This is a genomic window from Pseudomonas corrugata (genome assembly GCF_050920615.1).
Lineage (GTDB): Bacteria > Pseudomonadota > Gammaproteobacteria > Pseudomonadales > Pseudomonadaceae > Aquipseudomonas > Aquipseudomonas corrugata.
This window is the reverse complement of the sequence record NZ_CP130434.1, coordinates 1,827,750-1,842,341: the sequence shown is the minus strand read 5'-3', so window position 1 is coordinate 1,842,341 and position 14,592 is coordinate 1,827,750. Positions and strand designations below refer to the sequence as shown.

Annotated in this window: 17 protein-coding genes, 1 tRNA gene and 2 pseudogenes; 13 read left to right on the top strand and 7 right to left on the bottom strand. The window is 59.7% G+C overall.

From position 1 onward, the window contains the following. The first annotated feature begins 1 nt into the window (after nt 1). Nucleotides 2–1,516, top strand: a complete 1,515-nt coding sequence (locus QZH45_RS08355) for a tripartite tricarboxylate transporter permease (protein WP_024781297.1) — start codon at nt 2–4, stop codon at nt 1,514–1,516. Then, nucleotides 1,509–2,546 (top strand): AbrB family transcriptional regulator, encoded by a 1,038-nt coding sequence (locus QZH45_RS08350; RefSeq protein WP_024781298.1) that lies wholly within the window; start codon nt 1,509–1,511, stop codon nt 2,544–2,546. Before QZH45_RS08355 ends, QZH45_RS08350 begins: the two co-directional genes overlap by 8 nt. A gap of 110 nt (nt 2,547–2,656) precedes the next feature. Here the strand turns inward: QZH45_RS08350 and ung are convergent, their stop codons facing one another. Beyond that, a complete protein-coding gene (ung, locus tag QZH45_RS08345; protein ID WP_024781299.1) occupies nt 2,657–3,349 on the bottom strand; it encodes a uracil-DNA glycosylase in 693 nt (230 codons plus the stop codon). A 130-nt stretch (nt 3,350–3,479) separates the two neighbouring features. Here ung and QZH45_RS08340 point away from each other — a divergent pair, with 130 nt between their 5' ends. After that, nucleotides 3,480–4,592: an enoyl-CoA hydratase/isomerase family protein gene (locus tag QZH45_RS08340; protein WP_024781300.1), complete on the top strand. Its 1,113-nt coding sequence runs from the start codon at nt 3,480–3,482 to the stop codon at nt 4,590–4,592. Between the two features lie 165 nt (nt 4,593–4,757). Here QZH45_RS08340 and QZH45_RS08335 read toward each other — a convergent pair whose 3' ends face one another. Beyond that, nucleotides 4,758–5,141, bottom strand: a complete 384-nt coding sequence (locus QZH45_RS08335) for a hypothetical protein (RefSeq protein ID WP_081036876.1) — start codon at nt 5,139–5,141, stop codon at nt 4,758–4,760. A 383-nt stretch (nt 5,142–5,524) separates the two neighbouring features. Here QZH45_RS08335 and QZH45_RS08330 point away from each other — a divergent pair. The 5 genes and pseudogenes from QZH45_RS08330 to QZH45_RS08310 all read left to right on the top strand — a co-directional run. After that, nucleotides 5,525–6,130, top strand: a pseudogene (locus QZH45_RS08330) (GGDEF domain-containing protein); the annotation flags it as partial. Further along, nucleotides 6,123–6,341: a cysteine-rich CWC family protein gene (locus tag QZH45_RS08325; RefSeq protein WP_055136070.1), complete on the top strand. Its 219-nt coding sequence runs from the start codon at nt 6,123–6,125 to the stop codon at nt 6,339–6,341. The pseudogene QZH45_RS08330 and the gene QZH45_RS08325, both read left to right, overlap by 8 nt. A gap of 36 nt (nt 6,342–6,377) precedes the next feature. Next, nucleotides 6,378–7,070, top strand: a complete 693-nt coding sequence (locus tag QZH45_RS08320; RefSeq protein ID WP_053192980.1) for a pseudouridine synthase — start codon at nt 6,378–6,380, stop codon at nt 7,068–7,070. 310 nt (nt 7,071–7,380) lie between these two features. Further along, entirely contained in the window at nt 7,381–8,265 is an 885-nt protein-coding gene (locus QZH45_RS08315) for an alpha/beta fold hydrolase (protein WP_053192982.1), read from the top strand. 157 nt (nt 8,266–8,422) lie between these two features. Then, nucleotides 8,423–8,496, top strand: a tRNA-Gly gene (locus tag QZH45_RS08310). A 133-nt stretch (nt 8,497–8,629) separates the two neighbouring features. On the opposite strand, the gene QZH45_RS08305 is transcribed toward QZH45_RS08310, so the two are convergent. Beyond that, nucleotides 8,630–9,436, bottom strand: a complete 807-nt coding sequence (locus QZH45_RS08305) for an SDR family NAD(P)-dependent oxidoreductase (protein WP_024781306.1) — start codon at nt 9,434–9,436, stop codon at nt 8,630–8,632. A 156-nt stretch (nt 9,437–9,592) separates the two neighbouring features. On the opposite strand from QZH45_RS08305, the gene QZH45_RS08300 reads away from it, so the two are divergent. After that, nucleotides 9,593–9,937: a cupin domain-containing protein gene (locus QZH45_RS08300; RefSeq protein WP_024781307.1), complete on the top strand. Its 345-nt coding sequence runs from the start codon at nt 9,593–9,595 to the stop codon at nt 9,935–9,937. A gap of 28 nt (nt 9,938–9,965) precedes the next feature. Here the strand turns inward: QZH45_RS08300 and QZH45_RS08295 are convergent, their stop codons facing one another. Continuing rightward, nucleotides 9,966–10,442, bottom strand: coding sequence for an Lrp/AsnC family transcriptional regulator (locus tag QZH45_RS08295; protein ID WP_024781308.1), 477 nt, complete (start codon nt 10,440–10,442; stop codon nt 9,966–9,968). A gap of 142 nt (nt 10,443–10,584) precedes the next feature. Here QZH45_RS08295 and QZH45_RS08290 point away from each other — a divergent pair, with 142 nt between their 5' ends. From QZH45_RS08290 to QZH45_RS08280, 3 genes and pseudogenes are all read left to right on the top strand, one after another. After that, on the top strand, nt 10,585–11,214 hold the full coding sequence (locus tag QZH45_RS08290; RefSeq protein ID WP_055136071.1) for a LysE family translocator: 630 nt from the start codon (nt 10,585–10,587) through the stop codon (nt 11,212–11,214). A gap of 272 nt (nt 11,215–11,486) precedes the next feature. Further along, a pseudogene (locus QZH45_RS08285) lies at nt 11,487–11,597 on the top strand (type II toxin-antitoxin system HicA family toxin); the annotation flags it as partial. A gap of 105 nt (nt 11,598–11,702) precedes the next feature. Next, nucleotides 11,703–12,113, top strand: a complete 411-nt coding sequence (locus QZH45_RS08280) for a type II toxin-antitoxin system HicB family antitoxin (RefSeq protein ID WP_024781311.1) — start codon at nt 11,703–11,705, stop codon at nt 12,111–12,113. 128 nt (nt 12,114–12,241) lie between these two features. Here the strand turns inward: QZH45_RS08280 and QZH45_RS08275 are convergent, their stop codons facing one another. Then, nucleotides 12,242–12,388, bottom strand: a complete 147-nt coding sequence (locus QZH45_RS08275; RefSeq protein ID WP_167355729.1) for a hypothetical protein — start codon at nt 12,386–12,388, stop codon at nt 12,242–12,244. Nucleotides 12,389–12,562: 174 nt separating this feature from the next. Between QZH45_RS08275 and QZH45_RS08270 the strand changes: the two genes are divergently transcribed. Then, nucleotides 12,563–12,967, top strand: coding sequence for a low affinity iron permease family protein (locus tag QZH45_RS08270; RefSeq protein ID WP_024780701.1), 405 nt, complete (start codon nt 12,563–12,565; stop codon nt 12,965–12,967). A gap of 57 nt (nt 12,968–13,024) precedes the next feature. Here QZH45_RS08270 and QZH45_RS08265 read toward each other — a convergent pair whose 3' ends face one another. Beyond that, nucleotides 13,025–13,933, bottom strand: coding sequence for an SDR family oxidoreductase (locus QZH45_RS08265; RefSeq protein ID WP_055136072.1), 909 nt, complete (start codon nt 13,931–13,933; stop codon nt 13,025–13,027). A gap of 73 nt (nt 13,934–14,006) precedes the next feature. Continuing rightward, nucleotides 14,007–14,510, bottom strand: a complete 504-nt coding sequence (locus QZH45_RS08260) for a DUF4142 domain-containing protein (RefSeq protein ID WP_024780702.1) — start codon at nt 14,508–14,510, stop codon at nt 14,007–14,009. Nucleotides 14,511–14,592 lie beyond the last annotated feature (82 nt).

The window sequence follows — 14,592 nt, the reverse complement described above, 5'->3', positions numbered from 1 at the left end:
TATGGATACCCTGAATTATCTCGGCCAGGGTTTCGGTGTCGCACTGACGCCTTACAACCTCGTCACCGCGCTGACCGGCACTCTGATCGGCACCGTGGTCGGCCTGCTGCCCGGCCTGGGCCCGATCAACGGCGTGGCGCTGCTGATCCCGATTGCGTTTGCCCTGGGCCTGCCGCCGGAATCGGCACTGATCCTGCTGGCGGCGGTGTACCTGGGTTGCGAATATGGCGGGCGCATCAGCTCGATCCTGCTCAACATCCCCGGAGAAGCCTCCACCGTGATGACGACCCTCGATGGCTATCCGATGGCCCGCCAGGGCCTGGCCGGTGTGGCGTTGTCGCTGTCGGCGTGGAGTTCGTTCATCGGTGCATTCATTGCCACATGCGGCATGGTGCTGTTCGCCCCGCTGCTGGCCAAATGGGCGATTGCCTTTGGACCGGCGGAATATTTCGTCCTGATGGTGTTCGCCATCGTCTGCCTCGGCGGCATGGCGGGCGACCGACCGCTCAAGACGTTCATCGCGGCGTTGATCGGTCTGTTCCTGTCTTCTGTCGGAATCGACGCCAACAGCGGCGTGTACCGCTTCACCGGTGACAGCGTCCACCTGGCCGACGGCATCCAGTTCGTCGTGCTGGTATTGGGTCTGTTCTCTATCAGCGAAATCCTGCTGATGCTGGAAAAAACCCATCACGGCCAGGAGGCGGTGAAAGCCACCGGACGGATGATGTTCAACTTCAAGGAAGCCTCGTCGGTGTTCGTCGTGAACCTGCGTTGCGGCGTGCTTGGTTTCATCATGGGCGTGCTGCCAGGCGCCGGTGCAACGCTGGCCAGTGCCGTGGCCTACATGACTGAAAAACGCATCGCCGGCACCAGCGGCACCTTCGGCCAGGGCGACAAGCGCGGCCTCGCTGCCCCGGAAACCGCCATCGGCGGCGCAGCCTGCGGTGCGCTGGTGCCGATGCTGACGCTCGGCGTTCCCGGCTCGGGCACCACGGCGGTGATGATCGGCGCGCTGTCGCTGTACAACATCACTCCGGGCCCACTGTTGTTCCAGCAACAGCCGGACATCGTCTGGGGTCTGATCGCGTCGTTGTTCGTTGCCAACATTATGCTGGTGGTCCTCAACATCCCGATGATCCGCGTGTTCACCCGCATCCTGGCAGTGCCTAACTGGGCACTGGTGCCGGTCATCGCCATCATCACCGGCATCGGTGTCTACGCGGTTCACGCCACCACGTTCGACCTGTTCCTGATGATCGGCATCGGCATCTTCGGCTACATCCTGCGCAAGCTGGACTTCCCCCTGTCGCCTGTGCTGCTGGGCTTCATCCTCGGCGGTCTGATGGAGCAAAACCTGCGGCGTGCGCTGTCGATTTCCAACGGTGCATTGGAAATCCTCTGGTCGAGCCCGATCACTCTCGGCTGCTGGATCCTGACGGCGATCATGCTGTTAATGCCACTGCTGCGGATCTGGCGTCGCCGCAGCGCCCAACGACGCGCCGTGGCCGATGCCTGAAGCGACCTTCAGACAATGGTGGGGAACACCGCTGGTCGGCTTGGCCGGCGGTTACCTGGCCAGCCTGATCGGCTGGCCTTTGCCCTGGATGGTCGGCTCGTTGCTGGCGATCATCCTGGTGCGCTGCCTGACTCCGTGGCAGTTGATGGAAATCCCCGGGGGCCGCAAATGCGGCCAATGGGTAGTGGGCATCGGTATTGGCCTGCATTTCACCCCGGTGGTGATGGAACAGGTCCTGAACCACTTTGGCCTGATCTTCTTCGGCGCACTGATCACCAGCGTGTCCAGCGTGGTGAGTGTGTGGCTGATGCGCCGCACCGGCGAAGACCGCGCCACGGCTTTTTTCTCCAGCATGCCGGGCGGTTCCGGCGAAATGGTCAATCTTGGCTCGCGCAATGGTGCGGACCTGAGCCGCGTCGCCGCGGGCCAGAGCTTGCGAGTCCTGGTGGTGGTGCTGTGCGTGCCTGCTGCCTTCAAATACCTGTTGGGCGAAGGCGCACCGGTGCAGCACGCCACCACCGTGGATTGGCTGTGGCTGGCGCTGTTGTTCCCGGCGGGCGCCCTGCTCGCCTGGGTCTGGGAACGCCTGCGTCAACCCAACCCATGGCTGTTCGGGCCGCTGCTGGTGAGTGCGGCGGTCAGTATCGGCTGGGACCTGCACATCGGCCTGCCCAACGGCGGCAGCCAGATTGGCCAGTGGCTGATCGGCAGCGGCCTGGGTTGTCATTTCAACCGGCAGTTCTTTCGACGAGCTCCGTCGTTCATGGGGCGTACCCTGATTGGCACGGTGTTGACGATGCTGATCGCCACCCTGGCGGCCCTGGGCCTGAGCACCCTGACCCGCCTGGACCTGCGCTCACTGACCCTCGGCATGATGCCCGGCGGCATCGCGGAAATGAGCCTGACGGCAGAGACGCTGCAATTGTCGGTACCGCTGGTGACGGCATTGCAGGTGATGCGGCTGCTGTTCGTGCTGTTTCTGGCGGAGCCGTTGTTCAGGTATTGGATGCGACGACCGGGTCCCGACTGATCATTCGTGTCGCCCTTTTCGCGAGCAGGCTCGCACATTGATCTGTGCCAGCGCCGCACATCCTCTGTGGGAGCGAGCCTGCTCGCGATGAGGCCCGCACTGTCGAACACTTAAACTGGCGGCAACCGCCAATCGATCGGCGTCTCGCCGTGCTGTTCGAGAAACTTGTTCGTCCGGCCAAAATGCCCGCATCCCAGGAAACCACGATAAGCCGACAACGGGGACGGATGGACTGAGGTCAGCACCAGGTGCTTGGTGGCGTCGATCAGTTTCTGCTTGCTCTGGGCATGGGCGCCCCATAGCAGGAACACCAGATGCGGCTGATGCGCACTGACCACTTCGATGACCCGGTCGGTAAAATGTTGCCAGCCCTTGCCCGCATGGGCGTTGGCATTGGCGCGCTCCACGGTCATGGTGGTATTGAGCAGCAGCACGCCCTGGTCGGCCCAGCTTTGCAGGTAGCCATGGTTGGGGATGTCGATGTTCAGGTCGCGCTTCAGTTCCTTGAAGATATTCACGAGTGATGGTGGCGCCGGTACGCCCGGCTGCACCGAAAAACACAGGCCGTGGGCCTGGCCCGGACCGTGATACGGGTCTTGCCCCAGGATCACGACCTTGACCTTGTCCAGAGGCGTGGAATTGAGGGCATTGAAAATCAACGAAGCCGGCGGATAGATCTCCTTGCCGGCGGCGTACTCCTGGCGCAGGAACTCGCGCAACTCTGCCATGTAGGGCTGGTCGAACTCGGCACGTAGCGCCTGCTTCCAGCTCGGTTCGAGTTTGATACGTTCGTCAGCAGTCATGATTGCACCCGGTAAAAACAATGGGCGCACCCTAGGAAAGCCTACATGGCTTGTCAATTGATCTGACGCAGAACCGGCACTTTCCCACGCAGCGTTCATACTGAATATTCAATTTCTGATCGAGGTCACGATGAATCTGCACTTCGAAGAGCTCACGGGCATCACTGGGGCCCGTATCGGCATCGCTACCCTGGACGCCGAAAAATCCTTGAACGCCCTGTCCTTGCCGATGATCAACGCGCTGCGCGATCGTCTTGATGCCTGGGCCCGGGAACCGCAAATCGTTTGTGTATTACTGCGTGGCAACGGCGCCAAGGCCTTCTGCGCGGGCGGCGAAGTTCGCAGCCTGGTGGAAGCCTGCCGCGCCCATCCCGGCGAAGTACCGCCGTTGGCGGCGCAGTTCTTTGCAGCGGAATATCGCCTGGACTTCAACTTGCACACTTATCCCAAGCCTTTGCTGTGCTGGGGGCACGGCTATGTGCTCGGCGGCGGCATGGGCCTGTTGCAGGGCGCAAGCACCCGGATCGTCACACCGAGCAGTCGCCTGGCGATGCCGGAGATCAGCATTGGTTTATACCCGGATGTCGGCGCCAGTTGGTTCCTGTCGCGTCTGCCGGGCAAGCTCGGGCTGTTTCTTGGGCTGACCGGCGCCCACATGAACGCCCGGGATGCCATCGACCTGGGCCTGGCCGACCGATTCTTGCTGGACGAGCAACAGGACGACTTGATCGAAGGCCTGCTGCAGCTCAACTGGCAGGAACAGACCGACATGCAACTCAACAGTCTGCTCAAGGCCTTGCAGCGCGAAGCCCTCGACCGGTTACCCGAAGCCCAATGGTTGCCACGTCGACAGCAAATCGACGAATGGCTGGATGTCAGCGACGTGCGCTGCGCCTGGAAGGCCCTCAGCCTGCTGGTGGATCATCCGGATCCGCTGATCGCCCGGGCCGCCAGGACCATGACCGAAGGCTCACCGCTGACCGCTCATCTGGTCTGGGAGCAGATCGCCCGGGCACGGCACTTGTCCTTGGCCAGCGTGTTTCGCATGGAATACACACTGAGTCTCAATTGCTGCCGACATCCTGAATTCAGCGAAGGCGTGCGGGCCCGGTTGATCGACAAGGACCAGAAACCCCACTGGCACTGGCCGGACATCAACCATGTGCCTGAAGCGGCGGTGGAGGCGCATTTCCACAAAGCCTGGGAGGGGCGGCATCCGCTTGCGGATCTGGCCAATGAGTAGAAGTCCCGAGCGAAACCGGGTGGGAGCGAGCCTGCTCGCGATAGCGGCGTATCAGCCAACTTTAATGTCACTGACCCGACGCTTTCGCGAGCAGGCTCGCTCCCACAGGTTTTGTTGCAGGCAAAAAAAACGGCGCTCGATGCGCCGCTTTCAATAATCTGAAGATCAGCGGTGACTGTCCCGTCCATCATGATCGCCCCGACCGCGCCGATCATGCCCGCCACGCCGATTATCATCCCAACCACCCCGGTCACGGCCGTCCCAGCCGCCCCGACTCGGATAAGACCGATAGGCCGCCCGCGGCGGTGAATAGTAGTGAGGGCCGGGTTGATAGTAGCGCGGTGCCGAATAGTAGTGTGGCGCCGGTTGGTAATACCTGGGTGCCGAATAGTAGCGCGGCGCCGAGTAGTAGCTCCCACCACCGTAATAGACCGGCGCTGGTGAGGTATAGACCTCGGAACGGTAATAGCTCGAGTCTCCGTCGTAGTAAGGCACGCAGGCCGAAAGAGTCAAACCGAGAAACGCAATGAGCAGCAGTCGTCGATACATGGCGGCCTCCTGGACCGCGGATGGGCCACATCAGCGACGCTGATGGGCGGCAGCCGCCTTTCGGCACTGTCGATTAATCTGACAACAAAAACGGAATCTGGTGCGATTTCGCAATAAGTTGAAACATGTAGCGTTTTGCCCGTTTCGCCCCCCCCCGCCACAGTGCGTCCGCCACAAATCCCGTCGCCATCTCCTACAAGCCACTAAACTGAATCCATCCGATCGCAGCTCAGGGAATCGCCATGCCGCCCCGTTCGCCGTTGTATTCCCAACGCAAACCGCTCCTGACACTGGCGATACTGTTGGGGACGGGCTTTCTGGTGATTTCGCTGCTGGGCTATTACGTCGCCCACACCTCGATACGGGACCACCTGCTGAAGGTCCTGTACCTGAATCTTGTGATTGGCCTGCTGGTAACGCTAGTGGTACTGGCGGTGCTATGTCGGATCATCAGCGGCTATCAACGCCGCATCGACGCCCAGGCAACGCTCGACAGCCTGACCGAATTGCCAAACCGTCGTGGCTTCGACCTACTGGCCGTGCAAGCCCTGCACGAAGCCCAGCGCGAGCCCAAACCCTTGACGGCGCTGCTGATGGAGCTGGACGACTTCAAACGGCTGGACACCACCCACGGTCACATCGTCAGCGACCAGCTGCTGAGCGGATTTGCCCGCGACCTGAGCGATAGCCTGCGGCATTCGGACATCGTGTGTCGCTGGAGTACCGACACCTTTGTCGTCCTGCTCAAGGACACCGACGGACAGACAGGTCTGAAAATCGCCGAAAAGATTCGTCAGCACATCGAGAAGCAGCGCTATTTCTGCAGTGGCAAGCAACTGTTGGCGACCATCAGCATCGGCCTCACCACCTTGCAAGAGAATGACACCTTGCACAGCCTGCTGTCGCGGACCGATCATGCGCTGCAACGTGCCCGACAGACCGGAAGCAACCGAACCTGCGTTGAGATGCCTCACTCCAGTTATGAATAAACCCGACCTGTGCCCTGCCTGCGGCGGCGCCAATGACTGCACCCTGGCCAACCCGAAAACAGCCGACCGAACCTGCTGGTGTTACGGCGTGAGTATCGACCCGGCCGTGCTCGAGGCACTGCCGGTCGAGCTGCGCGATCAATCCTGCCTGTGCCCGCGCTGTGCCCAGGTCGAAAGCCAATTGCGCGCCAAGCAGCCGCCGATCGCGTAAGATTCCCGCCCTCCGCTCCCTGGCCTGAATTGCCCCATGCGTGTCGACCGTTTCCTCAGCAATCTGCCGCGCTTCAATCGCCAACAGGTCCGGTTGTTGTTGGTGGCGCGCCGGGTGCGCATCGACGGACAGGTGATCAGCGACCCGCACGCCCAGGTCCGCGAGTTCAGCCGCGTAGAAGTCGACGACGAACTGCTGCAGGCAGGCCGAGCGGCGCGATATTTCATGTTGCATAAACCTGCTGGCTGCGTCAGTGCCACGCGCGATCCGCAGCATCCCACCGTGCTCGATTGGCTGAACGAACCGGACAAGGACGACCTGCACATCGCCGGGCGCCTGGATTTCAACACCACCGGGCTGATGCTGATCACCAATGACGGCAGTTGGTCGCGACGCCTGACCCAGCCGCAAACGAAGCTGCCAAAGGTCTACTACGTCGAGACCGAGCAGACCATCACTGCCGACTATGCCGTCACCTTCGCCCGTGGCTTGTACTTTGCCTTCGAAGACCTCACCACCCAGCCGGCGGAGCTGACGCTGCTGGGTCCGAACTCGGCGCGGCTGAGCATCGTCGAAGGACGCTACCACCAGATCAAGCGCATGTTCGGCCACTTCGACAACAAAGTGCTGCGCCTGCACCGCGAACGCATGGGGCCGCTTTCGCTGGATGCAGATCTCGAGCAGGGCCAATACCGCGCCTTGACCCCAGAAGAGGTCTGCCTGATCTGAGCCGATGACCGCCGGGCAGAAGTGTCGAACAATTTTCAAAAGGACACTTGCGCAACGGCCGTCCCCCTGCTTGAATCAAACCGTCGGCCGAAATGTGACCGATGAGTCACCCCATACCTCTAAGAAACTTTTTGTCGGCCAGAACCCTCTGGTTCCGCCTTGCCCGCCGACAGACTGCCCGCCTAATAACAATACCCGTCGACCGGTTCCATTGGATCGACCTGGGCCTGATCTTCCAGGCGAATGCCTACCTGTCACATTGCCCGTGCAATCTCATTGCGCGCATACCCGCTTGCCAGGAGTCTATGACATGAGGCCAGAAATCGCTGTGCTGGATATACAAGGTCAGTATCGGGTTTACACGGAGTTCTATCGCGCAGACGCCGCACAAAAGACCATCATTCTGGTCAACGGCTCGCTGGCCACTACCGCGTCGTTTGCACAGACCGTCAAGAACCTTCATCCGCAATTCAACGTCGTGCTGTATGACCAGCCCTACGCGGGCAAGTCCAAGCCCCACAACCGGCACGAGAAGATGCTGACGAAGGAGGTCGAGGGCCAGATCCTGCTGGAGCTGATCGACCATTTCGCCGCCGAACACGTGCTGTCATTCTCATGGGGTGGTGCCGCCACGTTGACCGCGCTGTCCCACCGTCCACGGCGCATTGAAAAAGCAGTGATCAGCTCATTCTCACCGGTTCTCAACGCGCCGATGCGCGACTACCTCGAGCGTGGCGTCGATTACCTGGGCAACCTGGACGGCGACCGCGTGGGGCATCTGGTCAACAGCACCATCGGCAAACATCTGCCGCCGCTGTTCAAGCGCTTCAACCATCGCCATGTCAGCAGCCTGGCCGAGCATGAGTATGGGCAGATGCATTTCCACATCAGCGAAGTGCTCCAGAGCGACCTGTGCTGCTACGCAAGGGCGGCGAAAAACATCAACGTGCCGGTGCTGTTCCTGAACGGTGAATGGGACGAGTACACCTCGGCCGCCGATGCCAGGCTGTTCGCCGACTATGTGCAACACAGTACGTTCAGCACGCTGCAAGCCACCGGGCACTTCCTGGACATGGAACACAAGGCCGCCTTCCGGGATAGCCGCAACGCCTTGCTGGGCTTCCTCAAGCCGGGCCACCACGAAAGCCGACCACGCTACAGCCAGGTGCAGGGCTACCATGCACTGGCAATCTGAAACCGCGTCCTCGCGAGCAAGCCCCGTCCCCTCGACAATGGGGCTTGCTCGCGAATGACCGCTCTGGTTTGAGGCTTGGGTGGACCGGGAACCTCACCGCAGGCAAAGAAAAACTTCAAATCCGCGCCCACATCTGGTACAAAGTCAGCCGCTCTGAGCGGGTGTCGTATAATGGCATTACTCCAGCTTCCCAAGCTGATAACGAGGGTTCGATTCCCTTCACCCGCTCCAATCGAATTCGGGTCTCGCGTCGTGGTGGTTTTGACGGGGGATAAAAAAACCGGCACTGGATGGCCGGTTTTTTTTGGTCTTGAATTTGGGGAATTGCAACGCGTCCTAATCCAATAGCGATGCACTCCCTTGGCTAAAACTTTCCGAAGCCTGGGACGTCGACCCTGGGGCTTTTATTCTCGGAGAGGCAGTTGCCCCCATCCACCACGAGAACCTCACCGGTAATGTAGCTGGACTCCGGGGAAGCCAGAAAAGCCACCGCCGCAGCGACTTCATCCGGTCTACCGGCACGCCCGACGGGAACGTACTGCGCTGCGCTCATTTCCTCCGCTGTGCTGGACTGCGTCGCGATCCAACCGGGAGCAACAGCGTTCACGGTGATACCGTATGGCGCGACTTCCAGCGCCAGGCTCATGTTCATACCCACCATTCCCGCTTTCGCCGCCGCATATGCGGCCTCGCCAGGGTTGCTGACACGGGTACCGGTCGTCGAACTGATCTGCACGATGCGTCCGTAACGACGATTCTGCATCTCCGGCAACACCGCGCGGGTCAGCAAAAATGCAGTGGTCAGATTACGGGCAATCGCGGTGTTCCACGTCTCGACGCTCATAGTGGCCACTTCAGAGAACGTTTCAGCGTCACCCTGAATCGCCATACCGGCGTTGTTCACGAGTATGTCGATTCGCCCCCATAGCGATTCAGCCCAGATCACCAATTCGTCGACCTGAGCCGGCTGAGTAAGATCGGCAGTGCGTCCTTGCACCTCATAACCTGCCGCGCCCAACTGCGCGACTCGATCATGGATGCGGTCACTGCTGCCGGTGATGATCAACCTTGCACCTGCGTCCCCAAGCCGCCGCGCGATGGCCAGGCCAATTCCATGTTCGCTGCCGGTGCCACTGACCAATGCGACCTGACCACTCAAGTTCTTGAACATTGCGCTGCTCCACAAGGGATTGTCTGGAAGACCAGAGTAGCCGCTAGGCACACTTTGGCGCCGGCATATTTATAGACCTATCATCAATGCATGTGAGCACACCTTTTCGTGTATCAGCTACTGGTCGGGCTGTGTATGTACAGAGAGGAGAGCACGATGAACAACGAACTGGCAGTACCTGAGACAAAAGGTGTTTCGGTGACATTACTCGCAACGGTTGACCTCGGTGCAGAGATCGAGGGCATGGAGGGACGCCAACTCAGAATGCGCATGGTAACCATCGAACCTGGTGGCGTCTTCGGGCCGCTTCACAACCATAAAGACAGGCCCGGCACCGTCTACATACTGCAAGGAACAATCACTGACCATCGAAATGGAGTTGCCACGGACTATGGGCCGGGAGTGGGTTGGCCAGAGGACAGGAACACCACACACTGGCTTGAAAACAGAGGCACGATTGCCGCGACGGAGATATCGGTCGATATCGTCAGGCAAGCGTAAGCGAGGCCCGACATCTCGACTGAATGATTCAGGCACCAGGCAAATGCCCCAACGGCAACGCCCCCGGGGTCTTCACGGTATGAATTGCAAAGTTACTGCGGATATCACTGACACCCGGCAGTTTGAGCAGTCGCCCCGTAAGAAAGCGGTCGTACGCCCGTAGGTCCGGCACCACCACCTGCAGCAGAAAGTCCGACTCTCCCGATACCAGGAACGCTGAAATAACCTCCGGCAATGCCGTGACAGCCTGGTAAAACGCTTCGGCTTGTTCATCGTTATGCCGTTCAACCTTGATACCGACAAAGATCGTCAATCCAAGGCCCACTTCGTCGCGGTCAAGGATGGCTTGGTAGCCGCGAATCACGCCGGCCTCTTCGAGCATCCGCAGGCGGCGCAGGCACGGTGAAGGTGACAGACCGATTTCCTCGGCCAATTGCACATTGCTCAGGCGACCGTCGCGTTGCAACGCGGCGAGGATCTTGCGATCGAAGGCATCGAGTTTCATGGTTTGGCATTATCCAATTTCTTTTGCTTGATCATTGGCAGGTTATGCCAACTTTTGCCAACTTAGAAGCTGACTTCGCAACCACCTGCCCTGCCCTCCCACCTTAGACTGGCACTCTCAAATGTTATGGAGGAGGCGTGGCATGGCAGAGTTCTGGTTGTTCCTGATGGCCTTGACGGTGGTGTACCTGTTGCCGGGCCCCGACATGATTCTGTTGCTGCAAACCGGTGCACGTCAGGGTAAAGGCCCGGCACTGGCGACGGCGGTGGGGTTGGGAATCGCTCGGGGATGTCATGTCGCATTAGCCGCACTGGGGCTCTCGGCATTGTTCAAGACCGCTCCCTGGACGTTCGATGCGGTGCGCCTGGTCGGTGCTGCCTACCTGCTATGGATCGGCTTTCAATGCCTGCGGACTCGTTTGTTGCCAAGCCTTGAAGCGGCCGGTATCGAACCCGCAAAGCAGCGTTGGGGCCAGGCCATTCGGCGCGGTTTGCTGACCAACCTGCTCAATCCCAAGGCATTGCTGTTCTGTTCGATCTTGCTGCCGCAGTTCATCGACCCGCAGGGCGGCCCGGTACTTGGGCAATTTGCAACTCTCGGCGTGGCCCTGGTGGGCGTTGGCTTGCTGTTCGACTGCACCTACGCACTGGTGGGGGTGGCGCTTGGGCGCTGGTTGCAGCGTTCCCCTTCCGCTCAGCGTCTGCAGCAGTGGCTGTTTGGGAGCCTGTTGATTGGTTTTGCGGTGCGGGTGACGTTCGTACAACAGGCATAGCTGCGGATGATCGCAAAGGCTCGCCCTTGTGAGCCTTCAGTCCGGGGCCGTCTCCCGGTCCAGCGGGAGCAAGCTCTCTCGCTACGTTTTTTCCCCGTCCTTTCATATCCGGTAATAATCCCGCCCCCTCTCCCCCCGGCCTTATCTGCCGCGACTTCTAGACTTCGTTGCGATGAACACGTCTGCCCGTCCAATTCGGCATGGTGGTTATAGTGTTGATCACAAAATAATAGTAGGTATAGTCACCACCAAGCTCACCACACGGAGGTGATGTGAACAGCCAATTTCTGATAAGCCAAATTCTCGCGGACGGTTGGTACCTGGTGCGGGTTCGAGGCCGCCATCATCATTTCAAGCACCCGACCAAACCGGGACTGGTCACCGTTTCTCACCCGAAGAAGGACCTGCTCAAGAAAACGGCCATTAGTATTCTGCAACAGGCTCTGCTCCACACCCCCGTTGCCCTGCGTTCCCGGAGGACGATCAACATGCTGTACCCGATTGCGATTTCCATGGGTGATGAAGAACACGCCTGGGGTGTTGAAGTACCGGATATTCCCGGATGCTTTTCTGCAGGCGATGATCTGGATGACGCCATGGCCATGGCCCGCGAGGCCATCGAAGGTCATTTCGAGATACTCGCCGAAGACGGCTCGCCGATTCCGTCAGCCAGTAAAGTCACCGTTCACGCGGCCAATCCGCACTATGCCGGTTGTACCTGGGCATTAGTGGACATTGATGTGACCAAGTACCTGGGCAAGGCGCAGAAACTCAATATCACCCTGCCCGGTTACCTGCTTAACCGTATCGATGAATACGTTCTGCATCATCCTGAAGAAAAGAGCCGCTCCGGGTTCCTGGCTTCGGCGGCACTCAAGGTGTTGCAGCAAGGGCGATAAAAAGCTGGCGCCTGGATACGAAACCTGTGGGAGCCTGCTCGCGATAGCGGTGTGCCAGGCAACGCCAATGTTGCTGAACCATCGCCATCGCGAGCAGGCTCGCTCCCACAGGGATGGCGGGTCCATGTCTATTTTTTCTGGGCGTCGGACTCTTTCATCTGCACCGAAGACTTGGTGCCGTCGGTGTTGTCCTTGGTTTCATTGTCCGAGTTGTCGAAACAGCCTTGCAGGACGATCAGGCTGCAGGCGAGACAGAACGTGCGCGTAAGGTTCATGGTGTACTCCGGCTGAGGGCTTTAAGCAGAGACCGATGCAGACGGCAAATGGTTGCGGAAGTCTTCAGCCAGGACGATAGACGTTCGCCCAAGGGCGCCGTCAAATGTAAGTAGAATTTTCACCACTTCGTTGCTGTCACACCAGACAGGTGCAATCCCATAAGGAACACAGCAATGACCTTCGCCAAAATCGCGCAAAAACTGTCCCTTTGGGCGGGGAGCCCCAAGACATTTCTGGGGGCTATCGTGCTACTGGTGCTTTGGGCCTTGAGCGGGCCTCTGTTCAAGTTCAACGATACGTGGCAACTGATCATCAATACGTCCACGACGATCATTACCTTCCTGATGGTGTTCCTGATCCAGAACACGCAAAACCGCGACACCGATATCCTGCACCTAAAGATCGACGAGTTGTTGCGCGCGACCAGCGAAGCGCAAAACGCAATGCTCGGGCTTGAGGCGCTGGACCTCAAGCAACTGGAAGCGCTGAGGAAGCATTACCAAACCATGGGACAAGACGAGGCTAAAAGTCTTGAAGGGTTGGAGAAGAAGAACAAGATCGATCTGAATAAGTGTTGATCACGATGCGCGAGTGGTATGGCGCCACTCGCGCATCCTGAACATCCTGAACGAGCCTCAAGGCAGCGGATTACCCCCCGTCACACCGAAGACTTCGCCAGTGATGTAGCTCGACTCCTGAGACGCCAACAGCACATACAACGGCGCACATTCGGCCGGCTGTCCGGGACGCTTCATCGGCACCTGGGAGCCAAAGGTAGGAATTTTCTCCTGGGGTTGTCCGCCGCTGGGTTGCAGCACCGTCCAGATCGGTCCGGGCGCCACGGCGTTGACACGGATGCCCTTGCTGATCACCTGCCCCGCCAATGCCTTGGTGAATGCCACGATGGCAGCCTTGGTGGTGGCGTAGTCCAGCAGCGTCGCGGACGGATCGTAAGACTGGATCGAGGCGGTATTGATGACCGTTGCCCCTGCCGGCATCAGCGGCACCGCGGCCTTGCAGATCCAGAACATCGCGTAGATGTTGGTTTTCATGGTGTCATCGAATTGCGCGGTGGTGATATCGGCGATGTCCTTTTGCGCCTCCTGCTTACCGGCAACGTTCACCAGGATATCCAAGCCCCCCAATTGCTCGTGGGCGCTCCTCACCAACTGGACGCAGAAGGCTTCGTCCTTGAGATCACCGGGAATCGCAATGGCCTTGCGGCCTTCGGCTTCGATCAGTTCGATGACTTGCCGAGCGTCACGCTCTTCGCTGGGCAGGTAATTGATGGCCACGTCAGCCCCCTCCCGGGCGTAGGCAATGGCTGCCGCGCCGCCGATACCCGAGTCGCCGCCGGTCACCAGCGCCTTGCGACCCTCCAGACGGCCGAAGCCTTGATAGCTTTTTTCACCATGATCGGGCTTGGGCACCATCTCCTGATCGATGCCAGGCGGCGATTGCGGCTGGTCGGGAAAAGGCGGGCGAGGATATTGGGTCAGCGGGTTCTGCATCGCGTATTGGTTGGGGTCTCGGCGTGTTGACATCGAGGTTCTCCTTTCAGCGGGCAAGACAAGCCGGGGGCGAATGCCCCGGCCCTGAAGATAGGACGTGCCACGATCAGCGACTGGCCTGCAGCGCCCTCGCCATTTCCAGGTGGGTCTGCAATTTAGGCAGGGTTTCATCGGCAAACGCTTTGATTTCCGGCACTTCGGTGGTCTGGGCCTCCTGCTCGATCTGCGCGATGGCTTCCTCGGTGGCCTTGACCTGGCTAGCGGCATAAGCGGCTTCGAACGACTCGCCTTCCTGCATCTGCGGAATCATAGTCTTGGCTTTGTCAGCGACTTCCTCCCGCGGAGCGACAGGCAAGTCGAGTTTTTTCGCAATCTTTGCCAGATGCTGATTGGCGGTGGTGCGGTCGTTGATCACCATGATGGTGTAGTCCTTTACCTCCCTGGATTCGGCTTTGCCGTGGGCCATGCGACTGGCCTCGATATCGGCCATGCCTTTGGCGGAGGCATCGTTGATGAATTCGGCAGGCGATTGGGCCCAGGCACTGTTGGCACCCAGGCCCATCAGCACAACGAGACTGGTGGTGCGAAAAAAGGTGGCCATCCGGCTCATGGTCGCGCCCTCCTCGTAATAAAAAGTTCGGGCAGGTCTCCCTGCCTCTGAATCAGAACCACCAATGACTGCTCAGCGACCG

Excerpts from the sequence above, each read along its gene's own strand:
- QZH45_RS08355 (WP_024781297.1), top strand. The coding sequence starts at position 2 with ATGGATACCCTGAATTATCTCGGCCAGGGTTTCGGTGTCGCACTGACG.
- QZH45_RS08350 (WP_024781298.1), top strand. The coding sequence starts at position 1,509 with ATGCCTGAAGCGACCTTCAGACAATGGTGGGGAACACCGCTGGTCGGC.
- ung (WP_024781299.1), bottom strand. The coding sequence starts at position 3,349 with ATGACTGCTGACGAACGTATCAAACTCGAACCGAGCTGGAAGCAGGCG.
- QZH45_RS08340 (WP_024781300.1), top strand. The coding sequence starts at position 3,480 with ATGAATCTGCACTTCGAAGAGCTCACGGGCATCACTGGGGCCCGTATC.
- QZH45_RS08335 (WP_081036876.1), bottom strand. The coding sequence starts at position 5,141 with ATGTATCGACGACTGCTGCTCATTGCGTTTCTCGGTTTGACTCTTTCG.
- QZH45_RS08325 (WP_055136070.1), top strand. The coding sequence starts at position 6,123 with ATGAATAAACCCGACCTGTGCCCTGCCTGCGGCGGCGCCAATGACTGC.
- QZH45_RS08320 (WP_053192980.1), top strand. The coding sequence starts at position 6,378 with ATGCGTGTCGACCGTTTCCTCAGCAATCTGCCGCGCTTCAATCGCCAA.
- QZH45_RS08315 (WP_053192982.1), top strand. The coding sequence starts at position 7,381 with ATGAGGCCAGAAATCGCTGTGCTGGATATACAAGGTCAGTATCGGGTT.
- QZH45_RS08305 (WP_024781306.1), bottom strand. The coding sequence starts at position 9,436 with ATGTTCAAGAACTTGAGTGGTCAGGTCGCATTGGTCAGTGGCACCGGC.
- QZH45_RS08300 (WP_024781307.1), top strand. The coding sequence starts at position 9,593 with ATGAACAACGAACTGGCAGTACCTGAGACAAAAGGTGTTTCGGTGACA.
- QZH45_RS08295 (WP_024781308.1), bottom strand. The coding sequence starts at position 10,442 with ATGAAACTCGATGCCTTCGATCGCAAGATCCTCGCCGCGTTGCAACGC.
- QZH45_RS08290 (WP_055136071.1), top strand. The coding sequence starts at position 10,585 with ATGGCAGAGTTCTGGTTGTTCCTGATGGCCTTGACGGTGGTGTACCTG.
- QZH45_RS08280 (WP_024781311.1), top strand. The coding sequence starts at position 11,703 with ATGCTGTACCCGATTGCGATTTCCATGGGTGATGAAGAACACGCCTGG.
- QZH45_RS08275 (WP_167355729.1), bottom strand. The coding sequence starts at position 12,388 with ATGAACCTTACGCGCACGTTCTGTCTCGCCTGCAGCCTGATCGTCCTG.
- QZH45_RS08270 (WP_024780701.1), top strand. The coding sequence starts at position 12,563 with ATGACCTTCGCCAAAATCGCGCAAAAACTGTCCCTTTGGGCGGGGAGC.
- QZH45_RS08265 (WP_055136072.1), bottom strand. The coding sequence starts at position 13,933 with ATGTCAACACGCCGAGACCCCAACCAATACGCGATGCAGAACCCGCTG.
- QZH45_RS08260 (WP_024780702.1), bottom strand. The coding sequence starts at position 14,510 with ATGAGCCGGATGGCCACCTTTTTTCGCACCACCAGTCTCGTTGTGCTG.